Raw genomic sequence first — 26,840 nt, forward strand, 5'->3', positions numbered from 1 at the left:
CCCTCCCTCAGATACCGACTTACAAGCCACCTGGAAACACTGATATGGACTTCTCCCTGCTGCTGGTGATCGCGGTCGCCGTCACCGGTCTGATCTGGCTGCTCGACCTGGTCTGGTGGCGCCCCCGGCGTCAAGCCGTCACCGCAGCTGCCGAAACCGGCACCACCGAAGGCGTGGATCTGTCCGCTCGGGAGCTTTCGCGCAAGGACCCCTGGCCGGTCGACTACGCCAAGTCGTTCTTTCCGGTGCTGCTGGTGGTGCTGGTGCTCAGAAGCTTCGTGGTGGAGCCGTTTCAGATTCCGTCAGGCTCCATGCGCCCGACGTTGGAGGTCGGGGATTTCATCCTGGTCAACAAGTTCACCTATGGCCTGAGGCTGCCGGTGGCCAACACCAAGATCCTCGATCTGAACGAGCCGGAGCGGGGTGACGTCATGGTCTTCCGCTATCCCCAGGACCCGGCGGTGAATTTCATCAAGCGCGTGGTGGCGCTGCCCGGCGATACCCTGCGCTACGTCGACAAACAGCTCTACGTCAACGGCGAGCCGGTGCCCAAGACGCTGCTCGACGACGCTCCGGAGAGCGCGCCAGGTGAGCTGCTGTTCTCCGAGCAATTGGGCGAACATCAGCATCAGATCTACAATAATCCCCGCGATCGCGGCCCGCTGGTCCACGACGTCGTGGTGCCCGAGGGCATGTACTTCGCCATGGGCGACAACCGGGACCACTCCAATGACAGCCGCTACTGGGGCTTTATCCCGGAAGCCAACATCGTCGGCAAGGCCTTCGCGGTATGGATGCATTGGGACGGTGGACTGCCGAGCTTTTCCAGCGTGAGGACGATCCCGTGATCGCTTCAACGCCGCTTGGTTCTTCCATCGCCAGCACAAAGAGTTAACAGGAGCGTCGTGAGCAATTCCCTGACCCCCTTCAGTCGCCGCATCGGCCATGAATTCCAGGACGCGAGTCTGCTGGAACTGGCCATGACCCACCGCAGCTTCGGTGGGCGCAACAACGAACGCCTCGAGTTTCTGGGTGACTCGATCGTCAACTTTGTCATCGCCGAGGCGCTGTTCGAGCGCTTTCCCGAGGCCCGTGAAGGCCAGCTTTCGCGCCTGAGGGCGCGCCTGGTCAAGGGCCAGACCCTGGCGGAGCTGGCCCGGGAGATGCGCTTTGGCGAATGCCTGCGCCTGGGTTCCGGCGAGATGAAAAGTGGCGGCCATCGGCGTGAATCGATCCTCGCCGACGCCGTCGAGGCGGTGATCGGTGCCATCTACCTGGACGCCGGTATGGACGCGGTACGCACGCGGGTGCTGGCCTGGTTCGAGGAGCGCCTGGCGCGCATCGACCTCAAGCAGTCCCAGAAGGACCCCAAGACCCGCCTGCAGGAGTTTCTGCAGTCCCGTCAGGCACCGCTGCCTCGCTACGAGGTGACCTCGGTGGAAGGCGAGGCCCACGCCCAGACCTTTACCGTGGAGTGCCATGTCGAGATGCTCGACGAACACACCGTCGGCACCGGCGCCAGCCGCCGCCACGCCGAACAGATGGCCGCCGAAAGCGCCCTGCAACGCCTCGATCCCAAGGGAGTCAGCGCATGAGTCAGACCTGTGGATTCGTGGCCATTGTCGGCCGTCCCAACGTCGGCAAGTCCACCCTGATGAACCGTATTCTCGGACAGAAGATCTCGATCACCTCGCGGCGGCCGCAGACCACCCGCCACCAGGTGCTGGGGATCAAGACCGAAGGCGACGCTCAGGCCATCTTCGTCGACACCCCGGGTATCCATATCCTCGGCAAGGACCGCAACAAGGCGATCAACCGCTTCATGAACCAGGCGGCGGTGCAGGCCCTGCGGGACGTGGACTGCGTGGTCTTTCTGGTCGACCGCACCCGCTGGACCGAGGAGGACCAGATCGTGCTGGACCGCCTGGCCAACGTCGAGGCGCCGGTGATCCTGGCGGTCAACAAGGTGGACCGCCTGCAGGACAAGGCCACCCTGCTGCCGTGGTTGGCCGAGCTCGGCAACAAGCGCGAGTTCGCCGCGGTGGTGCCGATCGCCGCCCAGCACGGCACCAATGTGCCGGAGCTCGAGGCCGAGATCGACAAGCACCTGCCCGAGGGGATCCACTTCTTCCCGGAAGATCAGGTCACCGACAAGAGCATGCGTTTTCTGGCTGCCGAAATGGTACGCGAGAAGGTCATGCGCCAGCTCGGCGACGAGCTGCCTTATCAGATGACCGTCGAGATCGAGGAGTTTCGTGACGAGGCCCGGGTGGTGCACATCAGCGCGCTGATCCTGGTCGAACGTCAGGGCCAGAAGAAGATCCTGATCGGCGACAGCGGCGATCGCATCAAGAAGATCGGCCGCGAGGCACGCCTGGATATGGAGCGGGCGCTGGACAAGAAGGTTATGCTCAACCTGTGGGTCAAGGTCAAGCGTGGCTGGTCCGACGACGAACGCGCCCTCAAGAGCCTCGGCTACGACCTCGACTGAGCCGTTCCCCCGCGCCCCGGCAGGATCATCGACGACGATGGTCCTGTTGTGATCCTGTTGCCCCGACGTCGGGATCCCCATGCAGCCCCAGCCCGCCTTTCTGCTCCACAAGCGTCCCTACCGCGAGACCAGTGCATTGGTCGAACTGCTGACCCTGGACCACGGGCGTGTGCGCGCCGTGGCCCAGGGCGTGCAGCGTCCCGGTAGTCGCTCGCGCAGTCAGATGCAGCCGTTCGCGCCCCTGCACCTGACCTGGCAGGGCGATCGCGAGCTCAAGCGGCTGCGATTGATCGAGTCCCGTGGCCCGGCGGCGATGCTCGCCGGCGAGGGGCTGCTGTGCGGTCTCTACGCCAACGAATTGCTGACCCGCCTGCTGCCGGTGGAGTTGCCGGTGGGGCAGGTGTTCGCCTTCTACACCTCGGCGCTGGACGAGTTGGCGACGCCGGCCTCCCGCGCTGCGGCCCTGCGTCGGCTCGAATTTGCGCTACTCGATGCGCTGGACGCCGCGCCGCGTTTCACCACGCCCGACGGTGGCGGCCTGGATCCCCAGCGGCGCTACCGCTTCGAGCCCGGCAGTCGGGCCTTTGTCGTCGCAGAGCGCGGCATCGACGGGCGCACCCTGCGCCTGCTGGCCGGGGCCGACTGGGGCGAGGCCGGGCTCGCGGGGCCGGCCAAGGCGCTATCGCGTGCGGCCCTGGCGCCGCTGCTGGGCGACCGGCCGCTGCGCTCCCGTGCGCTGATGGTTGCCATGGCCGAGCGGCGCCGCCAGGCGCGCTGACCCTTGTCGCCCTGGCGCCGCTGCTGGGCGACCGTCCGCTGCGCTCCCGTGCGCTGATGGTCGCTATGGCCGAGCGTCGCCGCCAGGCGCGCTGACCCTTGTCGCCCTGGCACCGCTGCTGGGCGACCGTCCGCTGCGCTCCCGTGCGCTGATGGTCGCCATGGCCGAGCGTCGCCGCCAGTCTCGCTGACGCTTCAGCGCGCTGATATCGCCTGGCCGCGGGTGACCGCCGGCCTGTCGGCGGTGCTACCATAGGGCTCGTCTTTCATCCCCATGACGGAGAACCTTGATGCATCCCCCTCGACTGCTGCTCGGCGTCAACATCGACCATATCGCGACCCTGCGCCAGGCCCGCGGTACCCGCTATCCCGACCCGATTCAGGCGGCCCTGGTCGCCGAAGAAGCCGGCGCCGATGGCATCACCGTCCATCTGCGGGAAGACCGCCGTCATATCCAGGAACGCGACGTGCGCCTGCTGGCCGAGGTTCTCAACACCCGCATGAATCTCGAGATGGCCGTGACCGAGGAGATGCTGGCGCTGGCCGAAGAGGTACGTCCGGCCCACGTTTGTCTGGTGCCGGAGAAGCGTGAGGAGCTGACCACCGAAGGTGGCCTGGACGTGGTCGGCCAGTTCGACGCCATCGAAGCCGCCTGTCGCCGACTGGCCGCCGTGGGGGCAGAGGTATCGTTGTTCATCGATCCCGATCCGGATCAGATCGCCAGCGCCAGGCGCGCCGGTGCTCCGGCCATCGAGCTGCACACCGGCGCCTTCGCCGAGGCCGATAACGACAGCGATCGGGCTCGCGAGTACCAGCGCATCGTGGCCGCCGCCGAAATGGGCGTCGAACTCGATCTGATCGTCAACGCCGGTCACGGCCTGCACTACCACAACGTCGAGGCCATCGCCGCCATCCCCGGCCTCAACGAGCTCAATATCGGTCACGCCATCATCGCCCGGGCGCTGTTCGTCGGCCTCAAGGAGGCGGTGGCGGAGATGAAGCGACTGATGCTGGCCGGCTACGAGGCGGGGCTGGTCGCGGCCATCGACGAATTTGAGCAAGAGCACGAGCATGAGCACGACCATCAGCACTGAAGTGTCGCCGATGTCAGCGCCGGCTCGAGGAGGTCTGTCTGTCGGGACCTTGCCCGGGAATACCGGGTCTGTCGGAGCCCTGGCATGATCCTCGGCATCGGCACCGACATCGCGCGGATCGAACGCTTCGATGCGGCCATTGCGCGCCATGGCGCGCGCTTCGCCGAGCGCATCCTGGGGCCGCTGGAAGCCGAGCGCTACACCGAGGCGCCACGGCCTTCGGCCTTTCTGGCCAAGCGCTTCGCCGCCAAGGAGGCCTGGCTCAAGGCACTGGGCACCGGTCTTCGCCATGGCATGCGCTGGACCGAGATACAGGTGGTCAATGATCCCCTGGGGCGGCCGGAGCTGGTGGTCTCGGGGGAAGCGCTACGTCTGGCCGACCAGGCGGGCGTCGGCGCCTGTCACCTGAGTCTCAGCGACGAGAGCGATGTGGCACTGGCCTTCGTGGTGCTCGAAAGGCGTTGAGCGCTGCAGGGGGGCGCGACAGTTGCCCGCGTCGGCTAAACCGGTCCCTTCAGTGGGGTTTCTCCGCTGTCCTGCTGCCAGCGCTCGACCTGGGTCATGGCCTGCTCCAGGGTGGGCAGCAGCGGACGAACCCCGTCGATCCCGCGTGAGCGAAGTCGGGTCTCGAGGGTTTCCACCAGCAGCGCCATGCGCGGTACACCGCAGTAGCGGCAGGCGCCGTTGAGGGCGTGGATGCTATCGAGCAGGGCCTCTTCGTCCTCGGCCGCCAGCGCCGCCTCGATCTCTCGACGGGTCTCGTCCAGCGATGCCCCCAGGCTCGCCAGCAATTGCCTGGCCAGCGCTTCGCGCCCACCCGCCAGGCGGGTGCCCAGGGCGATGTCGATGTCGGGCAGATCGTTGCCCTGGTCATCGCTGTTGTGACGGGTCTGGTCCTGGTCCTTGCCTTGCTCCTTGCCTTGCTCCTTGCCATGGGCCTGGTCTCGGACGGCCGGCTCGACCGAGTCATCAGCGTCACCGGCGTCCTGTCGATACTTGTCGGAGACCGGCGAGTTTGGCGCCGGGGTCGTCTCCGTCAGGCCGCTGCCCAGCCTTTCTCTAAGCAGGCGGTCGAGGCACTCGGTGTCGAGTGGCTTGATCAGCACATCGTCCATGCCGCTTTGCAGAAGCGCTCGGCGCTGGTGTTCCAGCACGTGGGCGGTCACCGCGATGATCGGTCGCTTCGCCCAGGCGGGGCTGAGTTGGCGGATCGCCTGGGTCGTCTCCACACCATCCATGCCACCCATGCGAATATCCATCAGTACCATGTCATAGAGCTGCTGCTGGGCCAGCGCCAGGGCTTCTTCCCCACTGGTGGCCAGGGTCACGCGACGCTCGGGGCCTTCCACCAGTTCTCGCAGCAGCAGGCGGTTGGTCTCACTGTCATCGACGATCAGCAGGCTGGCCATAGAGGTTTGCGTGTCCGGCGAAGGCGGCGGGGTCTGTGAGTTGTTCCACTGGGGCGGTGCAGCCGGGGCCGCTGTCGACGTCTCGTCGGGCACATAGGGCTGGCGAGACGGTAGCGCCGGCGGGGACGTCGGCGCAGGCAGGCTCGGCCTGTGGCGAGTACCGGCGAGGGCGCCCTCCACCGCTTCCGCCAGGGTCTGGCGAGCCAACGGCTTGGACAGTACGCTCGAGCCATCGGGCAGACCCAGTCCGGGCACATCCGGAAGTCCTGCATTGATCAACAGCAGGGTGGGGCAGTTGCGCTGCCTGAGTCGTGTGCGCAGCTCGCCGATGCGGCCCTCTTCGAGCTCCTCGATGGCGATGGCTTCCAGTGCCAGCGCGGCCTGCTGAGGGCTCGCCACAACCCGGGCGTCCCACTGTTCGAGCATATGCAAAAGGGCCCTGCGGGTGGGGCCGTGGGGTTCCTCGACAAAGATCGAGGCCTGGTCGAGCGCCAGTTCGGGCGCACGCACCTGGCTTGCGGTGCTGGTCAGGGGCAGGGTGAAGTGGAAGGTGGAGCCGTGGTCGAGGGTGCTGTCCACGCCGATGGTGCCGCCCATCTGCTCGATCAGTTGCCGCGAGATGGCCAGCCCCAGGCCGGTGCCGCCGTACTGGCGACTGTGTCCGGCGGTGGCCTGGCGGAAGGCCTGGAACAGTCGACGCTGCTGGCTGTCACTGAGGCCGATGCCGGTATCGCTGACGCTGATGCGCAGGGTGAAGCGCTCGTGACGGGACTGTTCGACCATGACCCGCACGATGATCTCGCCGCGGTCGGTGAACTTGATGGCATTGTTGACCAGGTTGGTGATGATCTGGCGCAGTCGCAGCGGATCACCGGTGATTTCCGCCGGTACGTCGTCATAGATCAGGCTGAGCAGCTGCAGGCCCTTCTGCTGGGCCAGTGGCGCCTGCAGCCCCAGCACCTCGTCGACCAGCGACTGGAGGTCCACCGGCACCTGTTCCAGCACCAGACGACCGGCTTCCAGCTTGGAGAAGTCGAGCACATCGTTGACCAGCGACATCAGGTTGTCGCAGGCCCGTTGCACCTGGTCGAGCCACTCGCGCTGACGCGGGTCCAGCGACGAGCGCCCCAGCAGCCGGCAGAAGCCGATGATGCCGTTGAGCGGCGTGCGGATCTCATGGCTCATGTTGGCCAGAAACTCTGACTTGACCCGGTTGGCCTCCACCGCCTGGCGATGGGCCATGTCGAGCTCGATGTTTTGCACCTCGATGGTCTCCATGGACTCCTGAAGTTCCGAGGTGGCGTGTTCGATCTGCTGCTGCAGGTCTTCGCGCGCCCGCGCCTGGTGGTCGATCAGGGCGTTGACCCGGCGCCCCAGCTCGGCCAGCTCCAGCGGGTGGTCCAGCGGCAGGTGGTGGGGCTGGCGGCCGGTGGCGAGCTGGTCGAGCAGGTGGGCGATGTCATCCAGCGGCTGGGTCAGGCGGCGGCCCAGGGTGAAGGCCACCAGAAACAGCAGAAGGCCGCAGACCAGCAGGATCATGGCGCCCCTGGCGATATCGCTGTAGGTGGCGAGCAGCAGCAGCGAGGCGTCGATATCGAGGATCAGGTAGGCGCCGTCCACGGCATTGATCGGCGTCGTCAATACCCACTGGCGATAGTGCTGGGTCAACAGCCCCTGGCCGGGAGCCTCGACGTTCAGGGCTTCGGCCCGCAGTCGACCGAGTTCAAGCACCACCTGATCCTGCTGCACCAGGCGCAGGGCACGGACGCTGGGGATATCCATCAGGCGATTGGCAGCCGCCTGAACGCCGGCGATATCGTCCAGCGACAGGGCTTCGCCCATCTCCGGTGCCACCAGCCGCGTGGCGGTAGAGAGGTTTTCTTCCATGGCGGCCTCGCGCAGGCCATGGTCCTGATACAAGGCGAGGCTGATCGCCAGCCCCAGCAGCAGCAGCGGCAGCCCCACGAGGGCTAGCATCAACCGTGTTCTCAAACTCATAGGCGCTGCGTTCCTGGCCGGGAATAGGCGCGGACGAAGAGCGGCCACCGCCGCCTCGTACGTCTCCATGTCACCCCATGGGACCATGCCTGTCCAGTGGCGAGGGGCGTCGATATAATGGCGTCAGATGACGTTACAAGGAAAGTCTTATGGAATTCCCCTACCTCGACCAGCTGGTCGGCAAGACCCCGCTGGTCCGCCTCAAGCGCATCGGCGCCGGGCGCAACAATGTGCTGCTGGCAAAGCTCGAGGGTGACAATCCGGCGGGCTCGGTCAAGGATCGGCCGGCCCTGTCGATGTTCGACGAGGCCGAAAAGCGCGGCGAGATCGCCCCCGGCGACACCCTGATCGAGGCAACGTCCGGCAATACCGGCATCGCCCTGGCCATGGTCGCGGCGATGAAGGGCTATCGCATGGTGCTGATCATGCCTGAGAACGCCTCCAGCGAGCGCAAGCAGGCCATGGCGGCCTACGGTGCCAGGCTGATCGAGGTCAGCAAGGAAGGCGGCATGGAAGAGGCCCGGGACCTGGCCGATACCATGGTCGCCCGAGGCGAGGGCAAGTCGCTGGACCAGTTCGCCAATCCCGACAACCCGCTGGGTCACTATCGCACCACCGGCCCCGAGCTGTGGCAGCAGACCGACGGTCGGATCACCCACTTCGTCAGCTCCATGGGGACCACCGGCACCATCATGGGGGTGTCGCGTTACCTGAAGGAGCAGCGCGGCGACATCGAGATCATCGGCCTGCAGCCCGAGGACGGCGCCAGCATCGCCGGGATTCGTCGCTGGCCCGAGGCCTACCTGCCGAAGATCTTCGAACCCCAGCGGGTCGATCGGGTACTGGACATCGGCCAGTACGAGGCCGAAGAGCACATGCGCCGACTGGCCCGGGAAGAAGGAATCCTGGCGGGGGTGTCCTCGGGAGGCGCCCTGGCCGGGGCGCTCAGGGTGGCCGAAGAGGTCGAGAACGCGGTGATCGTGTTCATCGTCTGCGACCGGGGGGACCGTTATCTCTCCACCGGTCTGCTGGCGCCGGAGTCCTGAGGTGGCTGGACTGGGAAAACGCCGTCCGCCGCGTCAGCGCTCCGGTGTCTCGGGGCTTGCTCACAAGCGCCCGTCGGACACTCGCCGGGCCTACCAGACCGACACGTCCGATGAGCTGCCCGACGTGCTCGAGATTCAGGGGCTGTCCCACGATGGCCGCGGGATTGCCCGTTCGCCCGCCGGCAAGACCCTGTTTGTCGAGGGGGCCTTGCCCGGCGAGCGGGTCAGGGTGGCGGTGCATCGCACCCGCAAGCGCTACGACGAGGCCCACCTGCGTGAGCTGATCGAGGCCGCGCCGACCCGGGTGACGCCGCCCTGTCCCTACATCGAGCGCTGTGGCGGCTGTGATCTGCAGCATCTGGAACTCGACGCCCAGCGTCGTCACAAGGCCGTCGTACTGTCGGAGCTGCTGGCCCGTCAGGGCGTCGAGGTCGACCTCGAACGCATCGAGGTGCTGGCCAGTGATGACGTCGCCTATCGCCGCCGTGCGCGCCTGGGCGTCAGGGTCGATGCCGACGGCGGCATCCATCTGGGCTTTCGCGCCAGGCGCAGTCACCGGCTGGTATCGGTGGAGAGCTGCACCGTTCTGGTGCCGGAGCTGTCGTCGCTGCTGGCACCGTTGCACCAGCAGCTGGCGAGCCTCGAGGCGCCACGCCAGGTCGGCCATCTGGAACTGCTGGCCAGCGACGGCCAGGTGACCCTGGTGATCCGCCAACTGCGCGAGCAACCCGCGGACCTGGCTCGCTGGCGTGCATGGGCCGATGAGCGAGGCATCGCCGTCGGCGTGCTGGCAGGCCGTGAACAGGTGCGCTTCGAGTGGCTGGTGACCCCGCCCCGAGGACTCCAGGTGACGGTCCCGTCGGCGCGTGGCCCGCTCAGCCTCGGCGTCGGACCGAGCGACTTCCTGCAGGCCAACGCCCAGGTCAACCAGCGCATGATCGAGACCGCGCTGGATTGGCTGGGGACACCTCGCCGGGTCGATGAACCCCTGCTGGATCTGTTCGCCGGGATCGGCAATTTCAGCCTGCCGCTGGCGGCGTCGGGCTACGCGGTGAGCGCGGTGGAAGGCTCGCCGGAGATGACCTCACGCCTGGCCGACAACGCCGCGGGCGCGGATCTGGACGTCGCTGCCCTCCAGGGCAACCTGCATGACGAAGGGCAGGTGGCGAGGCTGTTGCGTACCCATGATGCCGAGGTGGTGGTACTGGACCCACCGCGCGAAGGGGCCGAGGCGCTGTGCCGGGCACTGGCCAAAAGTACGGTGTCCCGGGTCTTGTATATTGCCTGTGATCCCGCCACGCTTTCTCGCGATGCGGCACACTTGTTGCAGGGGGGTTATTGTCTGCAACGGGTCGCCATGGCGGACATGTTCGTGCACACCTCGCACCTCGAGTCGATGGTACTGTTCGAACGCCAGGGGCCGTCGCCACGCCAAGGAGTCAGGAAAGATGGTTAAAGTGCGGGAAGACCAGCCGTTGACCGCGGATGGTCGGGTCGATATCGATCAGTGGGTCGCGCGGCTGCAGGACGACGTCAAGCTGGCCGACGCCGGTGAACTGGTCGAGGCCTGCCAGCTGGCGCAGTCGCTGGAGCAGGCCTCCGAGCGGCCCCACAAGTCCTGGTTGAAGGACGGCTCGAGCTTTCGCATGGGCCTCGAGATGGCCGATATCCTCGGTGAGCTGCGCCTGGATCAGACCGCCATCGAAGCCGCCGTGCTGTATCGCGCGGTGCGTGAGAACCTGATCAAGCCCGAGCAGGTGGCCAAGCGTTTCGGCCGCGAGGTGGCGAGCCTGATCGAAGGCGTGCTGCAGATGGCCGCAATCAGCAATACCCAGGCCACCACCGCCGGTCTGCAGCAGCAGGATCAGCAGGACAACCTGCGCAAGATGCTGGTCAACATGATCGACGACGTCAGGGTGGCGTTGATCAAGATCGCCGAGCGCACCTGCGCCCTGCGCCAGGTCCGCGATGCCCCGCGCGAAAAGCAGGTGCGGGTCGCCCGCGAAGTGTTCGACATCTACGCTCCGCTGGCCCACCGCCTGGGCATCGGCCACCTCAAGTGGGAGCTCGAGGACCTGTCCTTCCGCTACCTCCACGAGGACGACTACAAGACCGTCGCCCGGCAGCTGGCCGAGAAGCGCCTGGATCGCGATCGCTACATCCAGGAGGTGGTGGAGACCCTGAAGTCGCTGATGTCGGCCCAGGGCATCCACCAGTTCCAGGTGGACGGTCGGGCCAAGCACATCTTCTCCATCTGGCGAAAGATGAAGCGCAAGCGCATCGACTTCTCCCAGGTCCACGACGTACGCGCGGTGCGCATCCTGGTGCCCACGGTGCAGGACTGCTACACCATGCTCGGCATCGTCCACTCGCGCTGGCACACCGTGCCCGACGAGTTCGACGACTACATCGCCAACCCCAAGAAGAATGGCTACCAGTCTCTGCATACGGCGGTCATCGGCCCCGAGAACAAGGTGCTGGAAATCCAGATCCGCACCTTCGCCATGCATGAAGAGGCTGAACTCGGGGTCTGCGCCCACTGGCGCTACAAGGGCCACGATACCAATGCCCGCAGCGACAGCTACGAGGAAAAGATCGCCTGGCTGCGTCAGGTGCTCGAGTGGCACGAGGAGATCGGCGAATTCGGCGACCTGCGCGAGGGCCTGACCAGCGACGTGGCGCCGGATCGCATCTATGTGTTCACCCCGGACGGTCACGTCATCGACCTGCCCAGGGTGGCCACCCCCATCGACTTCGCCTACCGCGTGCACACCGAGGTGGGCCACCGTTGTCGCGGCGCCAAGGTCAACGGTCGCATCGTGCCGCTGACCTACAAGCTCAAGACCGGTCAGCAGGTCGAGATCCTGACCGCCAACAAGAGCGCCCCGAGCCGTGACTGGCTCAACCCCAACCTGGGCTTCGTGCGCACCTCCCGGGCCAGGGCCAAGATCCAGTCCTGGTTCAAGCACCAGGCGCGTGACCAGAACCTGGAAGAGGGCAAGGCGCTGTTCGAGCGCGAGATGAAGCGTCTCGACGTCCACGACATGGACCTCGCCACCCTGGCCCAGAAGGTCAACTACGCCAATGCCGACGACATGTACGCCGCGCTTGGCGCCGGCGACCTGCGTATCGGTCAGGTGCTGCACCAGGCCCAGCAGCTGTTCGGCGACAGCGACGAGCAAGAGCACCTAGACCGGCTGCTGGCCAAGCCGCGTCAGAAGCCGGCCAAGACCCCGGACGGCGAGATCACCGTGCTGGGCGTCGGCAACCTCAAGACCAACATGGCCAACTGCTGTCATCCGGTCCCCGGCGAGCCGATCGTCGGCTTCATTACCCAGGGCCGTGGCGTGTCGATCCATCGCCAGGACTGCCCCAACATCCTGCAGCTTAGGGTCGACGAGCCCCAGCGGGTGATCGAGGTGGAGTGGGGCGAGCGCTCCAGCAGCCAGTACCCGGTAGATATCGAGATCCAGGCCTGGGACCGCTCCGGCCTGCTGCGAGACGTTACCGCCGTGCTCGGCCAGGACAAGGTCAACGTGCTCTCGGTCAACACCCTGACCAACACCGACGACGGCATCGCGCGCATCTCGATCACCGCCGAGGTGGACGGCCTGGAGACCCTGGGCCGGCTGTTCTCCCGCATCCAGCAGCTGCCCAATATCATCGAGGTCAAGCGCAAGCGCGGTCAGGGAGGGCGTCGCACATGAGCCGGCGCTATTCCATCGATGACCTGCTGACCCTGATGGCGGTGCTGCGGGACCCCCAGCAGGGCTGCCCCTGGGACGTCAAGCAGCACTGGGACACCATCGTCCCCCACACCCTCGAGGAAGCCTACGAGGTCGCCGACGCCATCGAGCGACGCGCCTTCGACGAGCTGCCGGGGGAGCTCGGCGACCTGTTGTTCCAGGTGGTCTATTACAGCCAGTTCGGCAGCGAGGAAGGGCGTTTCGATTTCCATGACGTGGTGCACACGCTGACCGACAAGATGCTGCGTCGCCATCCCCACGTGTTTCCCGACGGCACCCTTGAATCCCGCCGCCAGGGCGTCAGTGCCGCCGAGGTCGAGACCCGTCAGGTCCACTCCCGCTGGGAGGCGCTCAAGGCCGAGGAACGGGAAGGGCGCAGCGGCCCGCAGCAGGGCGAGGCCGAGGCGGTGGTTTCTGTCTCGGCGCTGGATGACGTGCCGCGGACCCTGCCGGCGCTTAGTCGCGCCGCCAAGCTGTCCAAGCGCGCGGCCCGGGTGGGCTTCGACTGGCCGGACACCGACGGGGTGCTCGACAAGCTCGAAGAGGAGCTGGGCGAGATTCGCGAGGCGCTGTCGGCCGGGGATCGCGACCACGCCGCCACCGAGGTGGGCGACCTGCTGTTCGCCACCGTCAATCTGGCGCGCACCCTGGGAGTCGACCCGGAAGCCTGCCTGAGAGGCACCAATCAGCGCTTCGAGAGCCGCTTTCGCCATATGGAGCGGTCCCTGGAAGCCCAGGACACGCCGCTCGGCCGGGCCTCGCTGGAGCGCATGGAAGAGCACTGGCAGCAGGCCAAGCGTGCCGAACGCGCCGAGCCGTCCGATCCGTTCGATCCGACCATGGACTGACGAGGCCGGCCAGACCCTATCGATAACAAGGCGGGGCCGCACGCTCGGGACCCGCTGGACACCACACCCAAGGAGACCCCATGAGCCACGATCTGCACGAATCCTTGCGCGATAACGTCCGCATCCTCGGCGACAGCCTGGGACGCACCATCGCCGATGATCTCGGACCCGAGTTCGTGTCACGCATCGAGACGATTCGCGGACTGGCCAAGCGGGGCCGCCAGGGCGAAGAAGCCGGCCAGCAGGAGCTGATCGAGTACCTGCGCCGGCTGCCGGAGAAGGACCTTTTGCCGGTGACCCGGGCGTTCAACCAGTTCCTCAACCTGGCCAACATCGCCGAGCAGCACTACCGTGCCCGCTTTCGTCGGGTCGAGGACTACAAGCCGGGGATGCAGCCGGTGCTGGGTGAGCTGCTCGAGCGCGCCCGGCGCGAAGGCCACTCGTCGCGCACCCTGGTCGAGACGCTGGCCAACATGCGCGTCGAGCTGGTGCTGACCGCCCATCCCACCGAGGTCATCCGGCGCACCCTGATTCAGAAGTACGACGCCATCGATGACTGTCTCACCGCCATCGAGTCCTCCAGCGAGTACCCCGAGCGGGCGGCCAGGGCCAAGGGCCGGCTCGAGGAGCTGATCAGCCAGGCCTGGCACACCGACGAGATCCGCCACGACCGTCCGACCCCGGTGGACGAGGCCAAGTGGGGCTTTGCGGTGATCGAGAATTCACTGTGGCAGGCGGTGCCGGACTTCCACCGGGACCTGGATAACCTGCTGCTGGAAAGCGCCGGCGAGCGTCTGCCGCTGGACGCCGCGCCGCTGCGTTTCGCTTCCTGGATGGGTGGCGATCGCGACGGCAACCCCAACGTCACCGCACGGGTCACCCGGGAGGTGCTGCTGCTGGGCCGCTGGATGGCGGCGGACCTGTACCTGCGTGATCTCGAGCAGCTCAAGATCGAATTGTCCATGTGGAGCACCAACAGTGCCCTGCGTGCCGAAGTCGGCAACGTCGCCGAGCCCTATCGCGAGCTGCTCAAGCGTCTGGTGGCGAAGGTCGAGGCCACCCGTGACTGGGCCAAGGCCGAACTGGACGGCAAGAGCTATGACGGCGGGCCGATCATCGAGACCCGGGACCAGCTCTATGCGCCGCTGCTGGCCTGCTACCGTTCGCTGTGCGACGTCGGCCTGGACACCATCGCCAACGGTGTGCTGCTCGATACCCTGCGCCGTGTGGCGGTATTCGGCGTCACCCTGACCAAGCTCGACCTGCGCCAGGAGGCCAGCCGCCACGCCCTGGTGATGGAAGAACTGACCCACGACCTGGGCCTGGGCAACTACCGCGAATGGAGCGAGGAGCAGCGCCAGGCCTTCCTGCTGGCGGAGCTCGAGTCGACCCGCCCGCTGATCCCGCGGCGTTGGGAGTGCTCCGCCGAGACCCGCGAGACCCTGGACACCTTCCAGGTGGTCGCCGCCGAGCACGGTGAGGCGCTGGGCACCTACATCATCTCCATGGCCGCGCAGCCCTCGGACGTGCTCACCGTGGCGCTGTTGATGAAAGAGGTGGGGGGCCGTGTCGGCATGCCCATCGCACCGCTGTTCGAGACCCTGGACGACCTCAATCGCGCCGGCGACGTCATCGATCGGCTGCTGGCGCTGCCCGGCTACCGCCAGTTCGCAGGTGATAGCCAGGAGGTGATGATCGGTTACTCCGATTCGGCCAAGGACGCCGGCCAGCTGGCGGCGGCCTGGGCCCAGTACCGCGCCCAGGAGGCGCTGGTCGATGTCTGTGAAAGCCACGGTGTCGACCTGACCCTGTTCCACGGCCGCGGTGGCACCGTGGGCCGTGGCGGCGGTCCGTCCCACGCCGCCATCCTGTCCCAGCCGCCAGGCTCGGTGAACGGCAGCCTCAGGGTGACCGAGCAGGGCGAGATGATCCGCTTCAAGTTCGGCCAGCCCGATATCGCCCTGCGCTCCATGGAGATCTACGCCTGCGCGGTACTGGAGGCGTCGCTGCTGCCGCCGCCCAAGCCCAAGCCGGCCTGGCGCGACGAGATGGACCGCCTGGCCGAGATCGCCCACGGTGCCTACGTCGGTGTGGTACGCCAGGACCCCGATTTCGTGCCGTACTTCCGTGCGGTCACACCGGAAGGGGCGCTCGGTCGCCTGCCGCTGGGCTCACGGCCGACCAAGCGGCGTCAGGACGGTGGCGTCGAGACCCTGCGCGCGATCCCCTGGATCTTCGCCTGGACCCAGATCCGCCTGATGCTGCCGGCCTGGCTCGGCACCGGTGAGGCCTTCGCCACCCGCCTGGCCGAGCCCGGCGGACTCGAGGTGCTGCAGGAGATGCGCGAGCAGTGGCCGTTCTTCGGCACCTACCTGGACATGCTCGAGATGCTGCTGGCCAAGGCCGACGTGGAACTGGCCGCCTACTACGAGCATCGCCTGGTGGACGAGCCGAGCCTGGAGGCCCTGGGCAACCGCCTGCGCGAGCGTTTCGGCAAGCTCAACGAGGAACTTCTGAAGATCCTCGATCAGCAGGAGCTGCTCGAGAAGACGCCGCTGATTCGCCAGGCCATCGAGGTGCGCAACCCCTACATCGACCCGCTGCATGGCTTGCAGGCCGAGCTGCTGCAGCGTAACCGCGACGCCGACGGCGCCATCAGCGCGGACCTGTCCCGCGCCCTGATGGTGACCATGGCGGGGATCGCCGCTGGCCTTCGCAACACCGGCTGACGCCACCGCGAGCGATACCCTGAACACCCAGCGCCCGGCCAGATGGCCGCGCGCTGGCGTCTTGGGTGAGCGTATCGATTGGGTGTGTCGGCCGGGCGTTTCGGGATGTGTTGTGGATGCCGACGTTTCAGTCGGACGAGCTCGACCGATCACGCTTGAGCCGGCGCATCAACCAGGACTGGGTGACGCCGAGGTCCTGGGCTGCCTTGCGGGTGCTGCCGGCGCGGGACAGAGCGTCATCGATGGCCTGGCGTTCGATCTCGGCCAAGCGCTCGGGCAGGGGGCGGGAATCGTCCAGTGGCAGCGACAGAGCACCGTCGCTTTGGCCGTCGTCTTGCCAGGAGCTCTTGCGCGGGCTGTTGAGGGAAACGCGGTCGGCAAGGCTAGCGGGCACAAGCTCCGGGTGGTCGAGGGCGAGATCGTCGATGCCGATGGTGTCGTCTTCACAGAACACGCTGAGCCGCTCGAGCAGGTTTTCCAGTTCGCGCACGTTGCCAGGCCAGGAGTGGTGGGTCAGCGCCCTCAGCGCGTCGCGCTCCAGGGTGATACGGCGCTTGTGGCGGCGGGATATCCTGGCCAGCAGCTGATTGGCCAGACCGGGGATGTCCTCGGCGCGCTCGCGCAGCGGTGGGATCTCGATGGGCACGATATTGAGTCGGTAGTACAGGTCGGCGCGGAAGCTGCCATCCCGCACCCGGGCGGACAGGTCGGCGTTGGTGGCGGCGACGATACGCACCTCGGCCTTGCGCGGCTTGCCGCCCAGCGGGTGGTACTGACGTTCCTGAAGTAATTGCAGCAGTTTGGGCTGCAGCGTCAGCGGCAGTTCGCCTATCTCGTCGAGAAACAGGGTGCCGCCCTCGGCCAGGGCCACGTAGCCGACCCGCCCGTCGCGATGGGCGCCGGTGAAGGCGCCGCTCTCGTGGCCGAACAGCTCGGCTTCCAATAGGGCCTCGGGGATCGCCGCGCAGTTGACGTGAATCAGCGGCTTGTCCGAGCGCGGGCTGAACTGGTGCAGGCGATTGACCAGCCAGCTCTTGCCGACGCCGGTCTCGCCGCTGAGCAGCACCGTGGTATCGCTGGCGGCGGCGCGCTCGAGGCGCTCCAGACACCGGCGATAGCGCGGGCTGCGGCTGGATGAGGCGGGACTGGCCTCCGTTGCTACCTGTTCCTGACGGATGCGCTTGAGCTGATGCATGACGTGATCGAGCAGCGCCTGGGTGGTGTCCGGCGAGCGCGAGGCCAGCACGTCGCGGTCCAGGTTGCGGGCCTGGACCAGCACCGCATCGGGTTCGCCGGAGGGGTCGTCGCCCAGGTGAAACAGGCTGCCGTTGACCAGGTAGTCCTTGCCGCGATAACGGTGCACCACGCTGACCGGTCGCCGCTCCTCAATCACGAAGCGGGTGACCGAGGGCGAGAACACACCTTCCTCCTCGAGCCGGTAGACGTCGCTCTGGTAGAGGTGTTCCGCGCTGGCCTCGAGCTGCGACAGGCTCGCCTGGTTGACCCACAGCGGGCGTCCCTTGAGGTCGGTGATGAAGATGCCGTCCTCGAGGGCGTTGAGGATGGCCAGTAGCTGTCGGGGCATGAGGGGGCCGTGGTTCATCGAGGCTCCAGGCAGGGTCGAGAACGTCAATGGTGTGCCGGGAGCGCGTGTTAGTAAAGCCAGGCCGGCGCCTCACGGCGCCGGCCTGGTGGATCAGTGACAGCAGCGGTGACGGTGGGCTCAGGTCCCCAGCTTGCTGAACAGGTAGCCCCACAGGGCGCCTGCGATGATCACGAACAGCACCATGATGCCCCACACCTGGCGGTATTCGCGCACCAGCTCGCGGGCGCCATCGGGACGGGCCAGGATGTCGCGGATGGTGGTATCGGACAGTCGCCTTGCACGAATGTCGTCGAATACCTTGAGCTCGTACTCGGAAGGCTGGCTCTTGAGTCCCACCGCGATCAGTGCCAGGGTGCCGAGCAGGATGGCCACCTGCAGGTTGTCGATATGCAGCGGCAGGCTGACCAGGCCGTGGCGCTCGAGTTCGCCCACCACGATGAAGGTGATCGAGCCCACCAGCATGCAGGCCAGCGCAGCGTTGGCGTTCATCCGACGCCAGTGCATGGCGGCGACGATGGTCGGCAGCCAGGCCACGGCAAAGATCGCGCCGGCGTAGATCGATATCCAGTAAATACCCGCCGGGCGCGAGATCGCCACGGCGCACACTACCAGCGCTACCACCGCCTGGGAGATGCGGCCGAGTACCACGCCCTTGCGTTCGCTGACCTCACGGTCGAACAACTTCTCGTAGAGGTCGCGGGCCAGGGCGAAGCCGGTCAGCACGAACAGTGTCGAGGCGGTGGACATGATCGACGCCATCAGGCCGGCCAGACCGATACCGGCCAGGGTCGGGTTGGTGTGTTCCATGAAGCCGACGATCATGGCGCGGTCGGTGGGCTCGATGCCGGGCTGGATTACCTGCATGGCGCTGGCCGCCAGAAACACCAGCAGCTGCATGGCCGGGGCGAAGAACACGCCGATCACCGCCACCTTGAGGATGACGAAGTCGTTCTTGGCCGGAAAGACGCGGGACACCAGCGCCGGGGTGCAGGCAAAGAACAGGATCCACACCAGGAACTGGGAGATCGACCAGCCCAGCGGGCGGTCGTTGGCGCCCCCCACGGTCCAGAAACCGGGCAGGGTCTCGCCGAGGCCCTTCATCGCCTCGAAGCCGGCGTCGCCGATCAACATCGGTGCGATGACGAAGGCGATGGCCAGCATGGTGAAGAACATCATGGTGTCGGTGTAGACCACCCCGTACATGCCGGACAGCGAACAGAACGCCAGCAGCGCCAGGGTGAAGGCGACGATGATCACCGGGAAGGGGATATCGATGATCTCGGCCAGCACCAGGCCGGCGCCGATCAGCTGGATGATGCCGTAGCCGAGCAGGCCGATCACCATCAGGATCAGTGCGACCACGCTGACCCACTTGTTGTTAAAGCGGTAGTCGAAGAAGTCCATCATGGTGCGGCAGTTCAGCGCCTTCAGCTTGCGACCGATGAACACCACCGCGATCAGGGTCCCGACCCAGGCGCCGAAGGAGCCCAGCGCCGCGATCACCAGCGGGCCTTCGCTGTAGGAGATGCCGGCGATCCCCATCAGGGTCACGGCGCTGAGGAAGGTGGCGGCCAGGGTTCCGACGATCAGCAACGTCGAGCCCTGCTCACCCATGACGTAGAAGTCGTCCTTGTTCTTGATACGGCGTGCGAGCAGGGCCGCCACCGCCACGTAGGCGGTCAGTACGATGGCGAAGATGGCCAGGGTCATGACAGGTCTCTCAGGTCAGATGAAGTCTTGTTGTGGTTGGTGGTGTCGGCTGAAGACGAAGCCGCCGCCTCGTCCTTCAGGCGACGAATGGTCGGCCGGTATTCGCGCAGCAGGATGACGCCAACGATGACCACCGACAGGGCGGTGGTCAGAAAGGCGTTGGCAAACAGCAGCAGCACATGGGAGTTGATGTCCATAAGGTATCTCTTGTTGTGAATGGCCTGAGCGTCCGGGGAACGAGTCGGCTGATCGGGCAAAGGGCCTTTGATGCTATTTCGACTCGATGAATCGAAATCGATTCATTCTGGGTTGTTCAGGGCGCTGATGGCGATCTCAGTCGCGCTCGGCGCGTGCCAGCACCGCGTCGCACAGCAGTTGGGTGCCCAGCGCGCAGTGCTCAGGCTCGGCGTATTCGGCCTCGTTGTGGCTGATGCCGTCGCGGCAGGGCACGAAGATCATCACCGTGGGGGTGACGTGGGACAGGTGCACGGCGTCGTGCCCGGCACCGCTCATCATGCAGGGGGCATCGAGCTCGCGCGCCTTGACGGCCTCGCGCAGGGAGTCGATCAGGGCGTCGTCGAAGGGGGTGACCGGAGAATGCCAGCGGCGCTCGAACGTCAGCTCCACGCCCTCGACGTCGGCGGCGTCCCTGGCCAGACGTTCCAGTTCGGCATCCAGTGCATCGAGGCGTTCGTCGCTGACGTGGCGCAGGTCCAGCAGCAGACGGACCTCGCCGGGGACCACGTTGCGCGAGGGCTCGACCACCTGGAAGTCGCCCACGGTCAGGCGCGCAGCGCCGTCAGGATCCGCCATGACCACCTCGCGCATGCGCTGGATCATGGCGGTGGCGGCGAGCAATGGATCACGGCGATAGCTCATCGGCGTGGGGCCCGCGTGGGCCGACTGACCGCGCAGACTCAGGTCGTACCAGCGGATGCCCTGGACCCCGGTGACGATGCCGAGGGGATGGCCCTGCTCCTCGAGCACCGGGCCCTGCTCGATGTGCAGCTCGAAGTAGGCGTCGAGTTCGGGTTCGCCCAGGGGCAGATCGCCGGCCTCGCCGCAGGCCGCGATGGCCTCGCCCAGGGTGACGGCCTTGCTGTCGCTGGCGCCGAAGAACGTCGCCTCATCGAGGCGGCCAGTCCAGACGCCGCTACCGCCCATGGCCGGGGCGAAGCGGCTGCCTTCCTCGTTGGTCCAGACGATCAATGACAACGGCCGGCGGGTGGTGATGGCGTTGTCGTGCAGGCTGCGCAGCACCTCCAGGCCAGCCAGTACCCCCAGCACGCCGTCGAAGCGTCCGCCCAGCGGCTGGGTATCCAGGTGGCTACCCATGGACACCGGGGGCAGGTGGTCCTCGCGTCCGGCACGCCGGATAAACAGGTTGCCGGCCTTGTCACGCTGCCAGGTGCAGCCCAGCGTCTCGACCCAGTCCAGCAGCAGGCGGCGCCCATCTGCATCTTCAGGGGTCATGGCGAGGCGGCGGCTGCCGCCGTTGGGGGAAGGGCCGACCTCGGCCATCTGCATCAGGCTGTCCCACAGGCGGTTGGCGTCGATATCGATGGAGCGGTGGGGGATCGATGACATGGCAGGAGATTCCTTGTGATTTGGTGTTATGCCAAACCACCAAGCTATTCTCATGCCGTACTCAGAAAAATGTCTTTAAAACAAGCGCATAAAGATGAGATATGGCGCAAGGCGACGTCAAGAGTCACTGCGTGTAACGCGAGTGAGTCGATTTCGACTCGGTTTGCCGGCGGGGCTAGGCTCAGTCCGAAAAGTCGATGAGCGAAGGTTAGACAAGGCAAAAATCGGTGAGACAGCGCAGTTTACGGGGTGTAAATGAGCATGTTGACCGGGCTGGCGCACCAGCCGATTTTTAACGCCGTATTACCGAGCGCAGGCACTTTTCAGACAAGCCCTAGAAGGGGAGGTGGAACGAGGCCGTAATCATATTCAGATGCTCAAGCTCGGGGTCATTAACCTCCTCGAACTCGACCTGGCCGATCCAGCTGCGGGTCATCCAGCGGGCCCCGAGACCCTGGACCCGGGTGGAGCCACTGGTGGAATCGAAGGTGTTGCGACCGGTGACCGGATCGCTGACCCACTGGGCCATGCCGGTCTTGCCGTAGACGCCGAAGTGGCCGACACGGAAGCCGGCGACCAGGCTGCCCCCCAGGCTGGTCACGTCCTGGACATGCTGGCTGTCGCTGGAAGACATGGGTACGTCATCGCTTTGTCGATAGCGCAGCTCGGCCCCCAGGTCCCAGCCGGTTTCCTGCTGTGGCGCCATGCCGGCGGTCAGGCGGAAGCCGGAGGTGTAGCCGTCGGGGGTGTGGACCTTGTCGCCCTGCACCAGGACGCCGCTGTCGAGCCTGACGATTTCCTGGCCCATGCCGGAGAAGGCCGGGGTGGCCGAGTGGGCAGCGTCATTGTCGGCCAGCGGGTCGGCAGCGTCTTCGCTCGCCAGGACAGGGGCCGAGAAGGCGGCAAGGGTCAGGGCCGCAAGCAGGCCCGCCAGCAAGGTGTGCGACGTGGGGCGTCGAGCGGGGAGAGAGGGCAAGCGACAAGCAGTCATCATGGTTGTCCTGGCGGAATAGCCTCCGCGGGTGGCACCTGATCGATCATGCTTCGGTTTTATTCAAGGGCTCGGCTCTCAATTCTAGACTCAGCCAACTTAAATCTCAGCAACCTCAGCTCTCACCTTGGCTCTCAATCTTGACGCGGCTCATTTTGAACGAGTTTTGAACGAGGCTGATTGAGAACACGGCGCAGTGTGAACGCAGCTCGTAGTGAACATGGCTCACAAAGGCAAGACCGTATGCGGGGACACGGACTTGTTCGAGGGCCGGCCCGGCAAGGTGATTCGAGTCGATATTCAGGTGGGAGTCGAATCACTGCTAACCGTTAAAATAGCAATCGCTTTTGTGTACCGCCAGCCTGGGCTTGCTCGTTTCAGGCATTCAGAAAGCGCCAATGCGCGTCGAGCTGGGGGCAAGGGAGGCCCAGGCGTGTGGCGGCCTCGCGCAGCGGGCCGAGGATGGCGTCGTGTTCGGTGGGCCTGCCGGCTTCGATATCCTGCAGCATCGAGGCACGGTTGGCGGCGGTCCGCTCGATGACCTGCCAGACCAGGGCGCGCCAGGCGTGGGTGCCATCGTTGACGTCGTTGGCAGCAATGTTGATGGAGGGAACGTCGATGGCGGGAGCAGGGATCTCCAGTGCCGCCAGGATCTGCGCCACCTCGTCGACGGTGGCGTCGACCATGTCGCGGTAAGGATGCCCGCGCAGCTCGCCATTGCGTAGTCGGTAGCGTGCCACCAGGGGGTTGATGGCGGCGTTCACCGCCAGCTTGTGCCACAGCCGGGTGGCGATATTGTCCACCGCCTCGGTGGCCAGGCCGGCGGCGCTCAGGGTGGTGGCCAGCGAACTGGCCAGGGCTTTGGTCTGGAGGGCTTGGGACTGGAGGGCGTGAGTCCGGAGGGGTTGGGTGTGGGGGCCGTGGCCTTCGCCTGGATGGCCGTCGAGGCCACCGTCGAGATGACCGATGACGGTCTGACCCTGGCCGGCGTGGACGACGCTGTCGTCCGCCTTGATAAAGGCGCCCTCGGTGGTGGAGGCGCACAGTACCGGCCCGCTCCAGGTATCGGTCAAGGGTCGCTGCACGCGCAGCCCGTTCTGCCACAGCACCAGCGGTGTGGCGGCAGGCAGATGGTCGACCACCGCAGCGAAGGCTGCCCTGGCGGCGTAGGCCTTGGTGGTCAGCATGACCTGGTCGACATCGACGCAGGCAAGGCGTGGCTCGGTGGTGGTGGCCAGTTCAAGGCGCTGGGTCGTGCCATCTGGTGAGGTCAGGGTCTGGATCGTCGGCAGCGGTCGTCGCCCCAGCAGGCGCACGCTCTGGCCGCCAGCGGCAAGCCGACAGGCCAGCAGGCGGCCGATGGCGCCGGGACCAATGATCAGTGTGGTCATGTGGTGCTGCCTTTACGGGAGGGGCGGCGTTTACGCCCGGCGCTGCGGCGTGGCGAGTTGGTGCGGCGGCCTCGCTTGCTGGCGGGGCCGGCTTCCGGCGACTCGCCCTGGGCGGCGCCGAGGGCGGCACTCAGCCGCTGACTGTCGGCGCTGCCCACCAGCGTGCGAAGGTCCTCGACCAGCTGGGCGACGAAGGGTTCCGGTTCGGCCTGGGCTTCGGCGATGCCTTCCAGCCGCTGTTCCCACAGGGCGGTGCGCTCCGGGCGGCTGACCGCTTCGGGCAGCGAGTGGATCAGACCCACCCCCAGGCGTGTGGCGCGCAGCGCCTTGGCCTTGCGCACCAGATAGCCGCGCTCCAGCAGCGTCTCGATGATGCCGGCACGGGTGGCCTCGGTACCCAGACCGTCGGTTTCCCTGAGGGTGCGGCGTACCTCGGGGTCCTCCACGTAGCGGGCGATATTCATCATGGCCTTGATCAGGCTGGCATCGGTAAACGGCTCCGGTGGGCGCGTCTCGCGCTGTTCGACCTGGGCCTCCAGTGCCTGACAGGCCTCACCCTCGACCAGCGCCGGCAACGGCGGTGGCTCGTCACGAGTGGTGAACAGGGGCTTCCAGCCGGGCACCAGCAGTGTCTGGCCGGAGGCCTGGAAGCGCTCGTCCAGCAGGCGGAACTCGGCCTTCACCTCCTGGGTTTCCAGCGCCGGATAGAACTGGGCCAGCACGTTGCGCGCGATCAGACGGTAGACGTCGGCTTCCTGACGTGACAGTCGCTCGGCAGCGAAGGGCTTGCCGGTGGGTGCCAGGGCGTGGTGGGCGCCGACCTTGGCGTCGTCGAAGGCGCGTGAGCGAAGCCCCATGTCGGCGTTGGCCAGCCAACCGGACAGGGTGGTGTCATCGCGACAGGCGCTGGCCAGTTGGCCCGGCAGGCTCGCCAGGTGTTCACGCGGCAGGTAGCGACAGTCCGAGCGCGGATAGGTGATCAACTGATGGCGCTCGTAAAGGCGCTGGCAGATGTCCAGCACCGCCTTGGCCGAGAGCCCGTGGCGGCGTGCCGCATCGACCTGCAGCGCCGACAGAGAGTAAGGCAAGGGCGGCGGCTGGCGACGACGACGGGAGTCCACGCTGCTCACCTGGCCTTCAGCACCCGGCAGGCGCTCTGCCAGCGTCTGAGCAGGAGCGGCGTCGAGCAGCCGACCGCGCTCGTCCAGGCGATGGGACTCGCCGGGGACCCACCAGGCCTTCAAGGTGCCGGCGCCGACGCGCAGGTGAGCCCACAGCACATAGAAGGGGTAGGGCGTGAAATGACGGATCTCCTCATCGCGGCGCACCACCAGGCCGAGCACCGGCGTCTGCACGCGCCCCACCGACAGCACGCCATCGTGGCCCGCCTGGCGGCCGATCAGGGTCCAGGCGCGGGTCAGGTTGATGCCGTACAGCCAGTCGGCGCGGGCGCGGGTCTGGGCGGCGCGGTAGAGCGGGTAATACCTGGCATTGTCCTCGATCCGCCCGAGTGCTCGAGCCACCGCAGGCCGGTTGAGGTCGTTGATCAGCAGACGCTGGACGGGCCCCTTCCAGCCCAGGTGCTCGATCACCTCCTGGACCAGCAGCTGGCCCTCGCGGTCGGGGTCGCCGGCGTGCACCAGTTGGCGTGCCTGTTTCAGGCGCGCACGAATCACCGACAGCTGACCGCGGGCCTTGGGCCTGGGCACCAGCTTCCACTGACCGGGCACGATGGGCAGGTGGTCGCGTCGCCAGGGCTTGAAGGCCGGGTCGTAGGCATCCGGCGGCGCCTGCTCCAGCAGGTGGCCGAGGCACCAGGTGACCTCGGTGTCGCCGACGGACAGGTAGCCGTCTTTTTTCTGTGCTGCCCCGGGCAGCGCCTCGGCGATGGAGCGAGCCAGGCTCGGTTTTTCCGCAATGATCAATCGCATAGCGCACCGGTGCGGGTGAATCGTCTGGATATTCTTCCAGTATGTGTGATGAGATGCCAGGTGTACCATGGAGTGAAAAGTGTACAAGTCCTATATCATTTTTGTGTGCAGATGCGGGTAAGGTGACCGTCTTGTGACGCGCTATCCTCCCGGTGAGGCCAGCGTTGCCAGCATCTTGCAGGGCGCCCGTACGGGCAGGAGGCAGCATGCGTCAGTCAGGCCGGACACGCAGGATGCTCGGGTTGTCCGCTCGTACCGGATCGACCCTGCTGCGCTCGAGAATCGGCGGCAAGGCCGATTGGCAGGCGCTCGGCGAGTCGCTGTTTGAAGGCCTTTCCGAGCTCAAGGGGCCGGCGATGAAGATCGCTCAGGTCATGTCCCAGTGGGATGACCTGCTGCCCCCGGCCCTGGCCGAAGAGCTTGCCCGGCTACAGAAGGATGCTGCTCCGGCGCCCTGGGCCGAGATCAAGGTGGCGCTTGAGGCAGAGCTCGGCGACCTCGATGCCCTGTTCGACGAGATCGAGCCCGAGCCCTTTGCCAGCGCCTCTATGGGACAGGTGCATCGGGCCCGGACCCGGGACGGTCGTACCCTGGTGCTCAAGGTGCAGTACCCGGGGCTCGATCGGGTGCTGGAACAGGACCTGGTGCAGGTCAGAAGGCTGCTGCGACTGGGTCGCTGGCTCAAGGTGTCCCAGGCACGCCTCGATGCCCTGTTCGACGAACTCGCCGATGGACTGCGGCGCGAGCTCGACTATCGCGCCGAAGCGGACGCACTGGAGCGCTACCGGCGGCGCTATGCCGATCACCCCGACCTGGTGATGCCGCAGCCCGTGAAGGAGCTCAGTGGTCCAAGGGTGCTGGCGATGGAGTATCTGCCGGGGACGCCCCTGCGTGACCTCGAAGGTGCCGACGATACCCTTCGTCAGCGGGTGTCGCGCACCCTGGCGGACTGGATCACCGAGGAGCTGTTCACCCACCATGAACTGCACGCCGATCCCCACGCCGGCAATTTTGCCGTCGATGAACAGGGCCGGCTGGTGGTGTATGACCTGGGCGCCGTGATCGCGGTCCCCCGGGAGCGGCTGGCCGGTCTGGTGGCGCTACTTGGGGCAACCCTGGACGGCGACCCCATGGCCATGGATGAGGCCGTGCGCGGGCTCGGCGGTCGACAGGGAGAGGGCGCGCCGCTGGCGCTGTATCGCGAATCCGCGGAAGCGGTGTCGCCGCTGTTCGCGCCCGGTGAGCAGGACTTCGGCGATGTACGGGTGCATCGGCGTCTGCGCGAGCTGAGCCCCCGGGTGTGGGGCGCGCTGGACCGCCTGCAGCCCCCTGCCGGCATGCTGTTGCTGGCGCGTACGCTCAATGGTCATTACTGGAACCTGGTGCGGCTCGAGGGGCGCCTGGACATGCATTCACGGAGTGCACAGTTGCTGGATGCCTACGCCGTCTGAGGCGCGGGTCTGCCCAGCCGGTGCATGCACTGTTA

20 protein-coding genes are annotated in these 26,840 nt (G+C 66.5%); 12 read left to right on the top strand and 8 right to left on the bottom strand.

Annotation, left to right across the window (positions count from 1 at the left end):
• Window positions 1–44: 44 nt before the first annotated feature.
• The 6 genes from lepB to acpS all read left to right on the top strand — a co-directional run bounded on the left by lepB (window position 45) and on the right by acpS (window position 4,827).
• Window positions 45–848, top strand: a complete 804-nt coding sequence (lepB, locus tag NFG58_RS08010; protein ID WP_045993483.1) for a signal peptidase I — start codon at window positions 45–47, stop codon at window positions 846–848.
• 57 nt (window positions 849–905) lie between these two features.
• The gene (rnc, locus tag NFG58_RS08015; RefSeq protein WP_045993484.1) at window positions 906–1,595 is read left to right on the top strand and encodes a ribonuclease III; all 690 of its coding nucleotides are present in this window, start codon (window positions 906–908) and stop codon (window positions 1,593–1,595) included.
• The gene (gene era, locus NFG58_RS08020; protein WP_045993485.1) at window positions 1,592–2,491 is read left to right on the top strand and encodes a GTPase Era; all 900 of its coding nucleotides are present in this window, start codon (window positions 1,592–1,594) and stop codon (window positions 2,489–2,491) included. Before rnc ends, era begins: the two co-directional genes overlap by 4 nt.
• A gap of 79 nt (window positions 2,492–2,570) precedes the next feature.
• Entirely contained in the window at window positions 2,571–3,269 is a 699-nt protein-coding gene (gene recO, locus NFG58_RS08025) for a DNA repair protein RecO (RefSeq protein WP_108132702.1), read from the top strand.
• Window positions 3,270–3,558: 289 nt separating this feature from the next.
• Entirely contained in the window at window positions 3,559–4,362 is an 804-nt protein-coding gene (pdxJ, locus tag NFG58_RS08030; protein ID WP_108132703.1) for a pyridoxine 5'-phosphate synthase, read from the top strand.
• A gap of 84 nt (window positions 4,363–4,446) precedes the next feature.
• Complete coding sequence (acpS, locus tag NFG58_RS08035; protein WP_108132704.1) at window positions 4,447–4,827, top strand: holo-ACP synthase; 381 nt, start codon at window positions 4,447–4,449, stop codon at window positions 4,825–4,827.
• 35 nt (window positions 4,828–4,862) lie between these two features.
• Here the strand turns inward: acpS and NFG58_RS08040 are convergent, their stop codons facing one another.
• On the bottom strand, window positions 4,863–7,748 hold the full coding sequence (locus tag NFG58_RS08040; RefSeq protein ID WP_348827915.1) for an ATP-binding protein: 2,886 nt from the start codon (window positions 7,746–7,748) through the stop codon (window positions 4,863–4,865).
• 170 nt (window positions 7,749–7,918) lie between these two features.
• Here NFG58_RS08040 and cysM point away from each other — a divergent pair, with 170 nt between their 5' ends.
• From cysM to ppc, 5 genes are all read left to right on the top strand, one after another.
• On the top strand, window positions 7,919–8,815 hold the full coding sequence (gene cysM, locus NFG58_RS08045; RefSeq protein WP_108132706.1) for a cysteine synthase CysM: 897 nt from the start codon (window positions 7,919–7,921) through the stop codon (window positions 8,813–8,815).
• 1 nt (window position 8,816) lies between these two features.
• Window positions 8,817–10,271 carry a TRAM domain-containing protein gene (locus NFG58_RS08050; RefSeq protein ID WP_348827916.1) on the top strand — a complete coding sequence of 485 codons (1,455 nt, stop codon included), beginning with the start codon at window positions 8,817–8,819 and terminating at the stop codon, window positions 10,269–10,271.
• Window positions 10,264–12,522 carry a GTP diphosphokinase gene (relA, locus tag NFG58_RS08055; RefSeq protein ID WP_348827917.1) on the top strand — a complete coding sequence of 753 codons (2,259 nt, stop codon included), beginning with the start codon at window positions 10,264–10,266 and terminating at the stop codon, window positions 12,520–12,522. Before NFG58_RS08050 ends, relA begins: the two co-directional genes overlap by 8 nt.
• Window positions 12,519–13,409 (top strand): nucleoside triphosphate pyrophosphohydrolase, encoded by an 891-nt coding sequence (gene mazG, locus NFG58_RS08060; protein ID WP_222516990.1) that lies wholly within the window; start codon window positions 12,519–12,521, stop codon window positions 13,407–13,409. Before relA ends, mazG begins: the two co-directional genes overlap by 4 nt.
• A gap of 80 nt (window positions 13,410–13,489) precedes the next feature.
• Window positions 13,490–16,138 (top strand): phosphoenolpyruvate carboxylase, encoded by a 2,649-nt coding sequence (gene ppc, locus NFG58_RS08065; protein WP_253556016.1) that lies wholly within the window; start codon window positions 13,490–13,492, stop codon window positions 16,136–16,138.
• Between the two features lie 127 nt (window positions 16,139–16,265).
• Here the strand turns inward: ppc and NFG58_RS08070 are convergent, their stop codons facing one another.
• From NFG58_RS08070 to NFG58_RS08100, 7 genes are all read right to left on the bottom strand, one after another.
• Window positions 16,266–17,741 (bottom strand): sigma 54-interacting transcriptional regulator, encoded by a 1,476-nt coding sequence (locus NFG58_RS08070; RefSeq protein ID WP_287164922.1) that lies wholly within the window; start codon window positions 17,739–17,741, stop codon window positions 16,266–16,268.
• A gap of 120 nt (window positions 17,742–17,861) precedes the next feature.
• Window positions 17,862–19,454 carry a sodium:solute symporter family protein gene (locus tag NFG58_RS08075; RefSeq protein ID WP_045993192.1) on the bottom strand — a complete coding sequence of 531 codons (1,593 nt, stop codon included), beginning with the start codon at window positions 19,452–19,454 and terminating at the stop codon, window positions 17,862–17,864.
• Window positions 19,451–19,651 carry a hypothetical protein gene (locus tag NFG58_RS08080; protein ID WP_045993193.1) on the bottom strand — a complete coding sequence of 67 codons (201 nt, stop codon included), beginning with the start codon at window positions 19,649–19,651 and terminating at the stop codon, window positions 19,451–19,453. Before NFG58_RS08080 ends, NFG58_RS08075 begins: the two co-directional genes overlap by 4 nt.
• Window positions 19,652–19,787: 136 nt before the next feature.
• Window positions 19,788–21,041 carry a M20 family metallo-hydrolase gene (locus NFG58_RS08085; protein ID WP_348827918.1) on the bottom strand — a complete coding sequence of 418 codons (1,254 nt, stop codon included), beginning with the start codon at window positions 21,039–21,041 and terminating at the stop codon, window positions 19,788–19,790.
• Between the two features lie 334 nt (window positions 21,042–21,375).
• The gene (locus NFG58_RS08090) at window positions 21,376–22,035 is read right to left on the bottom strand and encodes a hypothetical protein (RefSeq protein WP_348827919.1); all 660 of its coding nucleotides are present in this window, start codon (window positions 22,033–22,035) and stop codon (window positions 21,376–21,378) included.
• Window positions 22,036–22,409: 374 nt separating this feature from the next.
• On the bottom strand, window positions 22,410–23,423 hold the full coding sequence (locus NFG58_RS08095) for a 2-dehydropantoate 2-reductase (RefSeq protein WP_348827920.1): 1,014 nt from the start codon (window positions 23,421–23,423) through the stop codon (window positions 22,410–22,412).
• Window positions 23,420–25,354 (bottom strand): DNA topoisomerase III, encoded by a 1,935-nt coding sequence (locus NFG58_RS08100; protein ID WP_213231634.1) that lies wholly within the window; start codon window positions 25,352–25,354, stop codon window positions 23,420–23,422. Before NFG58_RS08100 ends, NFG58_RS08095 begins: the two co-directional genes overlap by 4 nt.
• A gap of 206 nt (window positions 25,355–25,560) precedes the next feature.
• On the opposite strand from NFG58_RS08100, the gene NFG58_RS08105 reads away from it, so the two are divergent.
• Window positions 25,561–26,805 carry an AarF/ABC1/UbiB kinase family protein gene (locus NFG58_RS08105; protein WP_108132716.1) on the top strand — a complete coding sequence of 415 codons (1,245 nt, stop codon included), beginning with the start codon at window positions 25,561–25,563 and terminating at the stop codon, window positions 26,803–26,805.
• The last annotated feature ends 35 nt before the right edge of the window (window positions 26,806–26,840 follow it).

It is taken from the genome of Halomonas sp. RT37 (assembly GCF_040070525.1).
Taxonomy (GTDB): domain Bacteria; phylum Pseudomonadota; class Gammaproteobacteria; order Pseudomonadales; family Halomonadaceae; genus Halomonas; species Halomonas litopenaei.

Bases quoted from the DNA above. Each gene is read 5' to 3' on its own strand.
- lepB (WP_045993483.1), top strand. From the start codon at position 45: ATGGACTTCTCCCTGCTGCTGGTGATCGCGGTCGCCGTCACCGGTCTG.
- era (WP_045993485.1), top strand. From the start codon at position 1,592: ATGAGTCAGACCTGTGGATTCGTGGCCATTGTCGGCCGTCCCAACGTC.
- recO (WP_108132702.1), top strand. From the start codon at position 2,571: ATGCAGCCCCAGCCCGCCTTTCTGCTCCACAAGCGTCCCTACCGCGAG.
- pdxJ (WP_108132703.1), top strand. From the start codon at position 3,559: ATGCATCCCCCTCGACTGCTGCTCGGCGTCAACATCGACCATATCGCG.
- acpS (WP_108132704.1), top strand. From the start codon at position 4,447: ATGATCCTCGGCATCGGCACCGACATCGCGCGGATCGAACGCTTCGAT.
- NFG58_RS08040 (WP_348827915.1), bottom strand. From the start codon at position 7,748: ATGCTAGCCCTCGTGGGGCTGCCGCTGCTGCTGCTGGGGCTGGCGATC.
- cysM (WP_108132706.1), top strand. From the start codon at position 7,919: ATGGAATTCCCCTACCTCGACCAGCTGGTCGGCAAGACCCCGCTGGTC.
- relA (WP_348827917.1), top strand. From the start codon at position 10,264: ATGGTTAAAGTGCGGGAAGACCAGCCGTTGACCGCGGATGGTCGGGTC.
- mazG (WP_222516990.1), top strand. From the start codon at position 12,519: ATGAGCCGGCGCTATTCCATCGATGACCTGCTGACCCTGATGGCGGTG.
- ppc (WP_253556016.1), top strand. From the start codon at position 13,490: ATGAGCCACGATCTGCACGAATCCTTGCGCGATAACGTCCGCATCCTC.
- NFG58_RS08070 (WP_287164922.1), bottom strand. From the start codon at position 17,741: ATGAACCACGGCCCCCTCATGCCCCGACAGCTACTGGCCATCCTCAAC.
- NFG58_RS08075 (WP_045993192.1), bottom strand. From the start codon at position 19,454: ATGACCCTGGCCATCTTCGCCATCGTACTGACCGCCTACGTGGCGGTG.
- NFG58_RS08080 (WP_045993193.1), bottom strand. From the start codon at position 19,651: ATGGACATCAACTCCCATGTGCTGCTGCTGTTTGCCAACGCCTTTCTG.
- NFG58_RS08085 (WP_348827918.1), bottom strand. From the start codon at position 21,041: ATGTCATCGATCCCCCACCGCTCCATCGATATCGACGCCAACCGCCTG.
- NFG58_RS08090 (WP_348827919.1), bottom strand. From the start codon at position 22,035: ATGATGACTGCTTGTCGCTTGCCCTCTCTCCCCGCTCGACGCCCCACG.
- NFG58_RS08095 (WP_348827920.1), bottom strand. From the start codon at position 23,423: ATGACCACACTGATCATTGGTCCCGGCGCCATCGGCCGCCTGCTGGCC.
- NFG58_RS08100 (WP_213231634.1), bottom strand. From the start codon at position 25,354: ATGCGATTGATCATTGCGGAAAAACCGAGCCTGGCTCGCTCCATCGCC.
- NFG58_RS08105 (WP_108132716.1), top strand. From the start codon at position 25,561: ATGCGTCAGTCAGGCCGGACACGCAGGATGCTCGGGTTGTCCGCTCGT.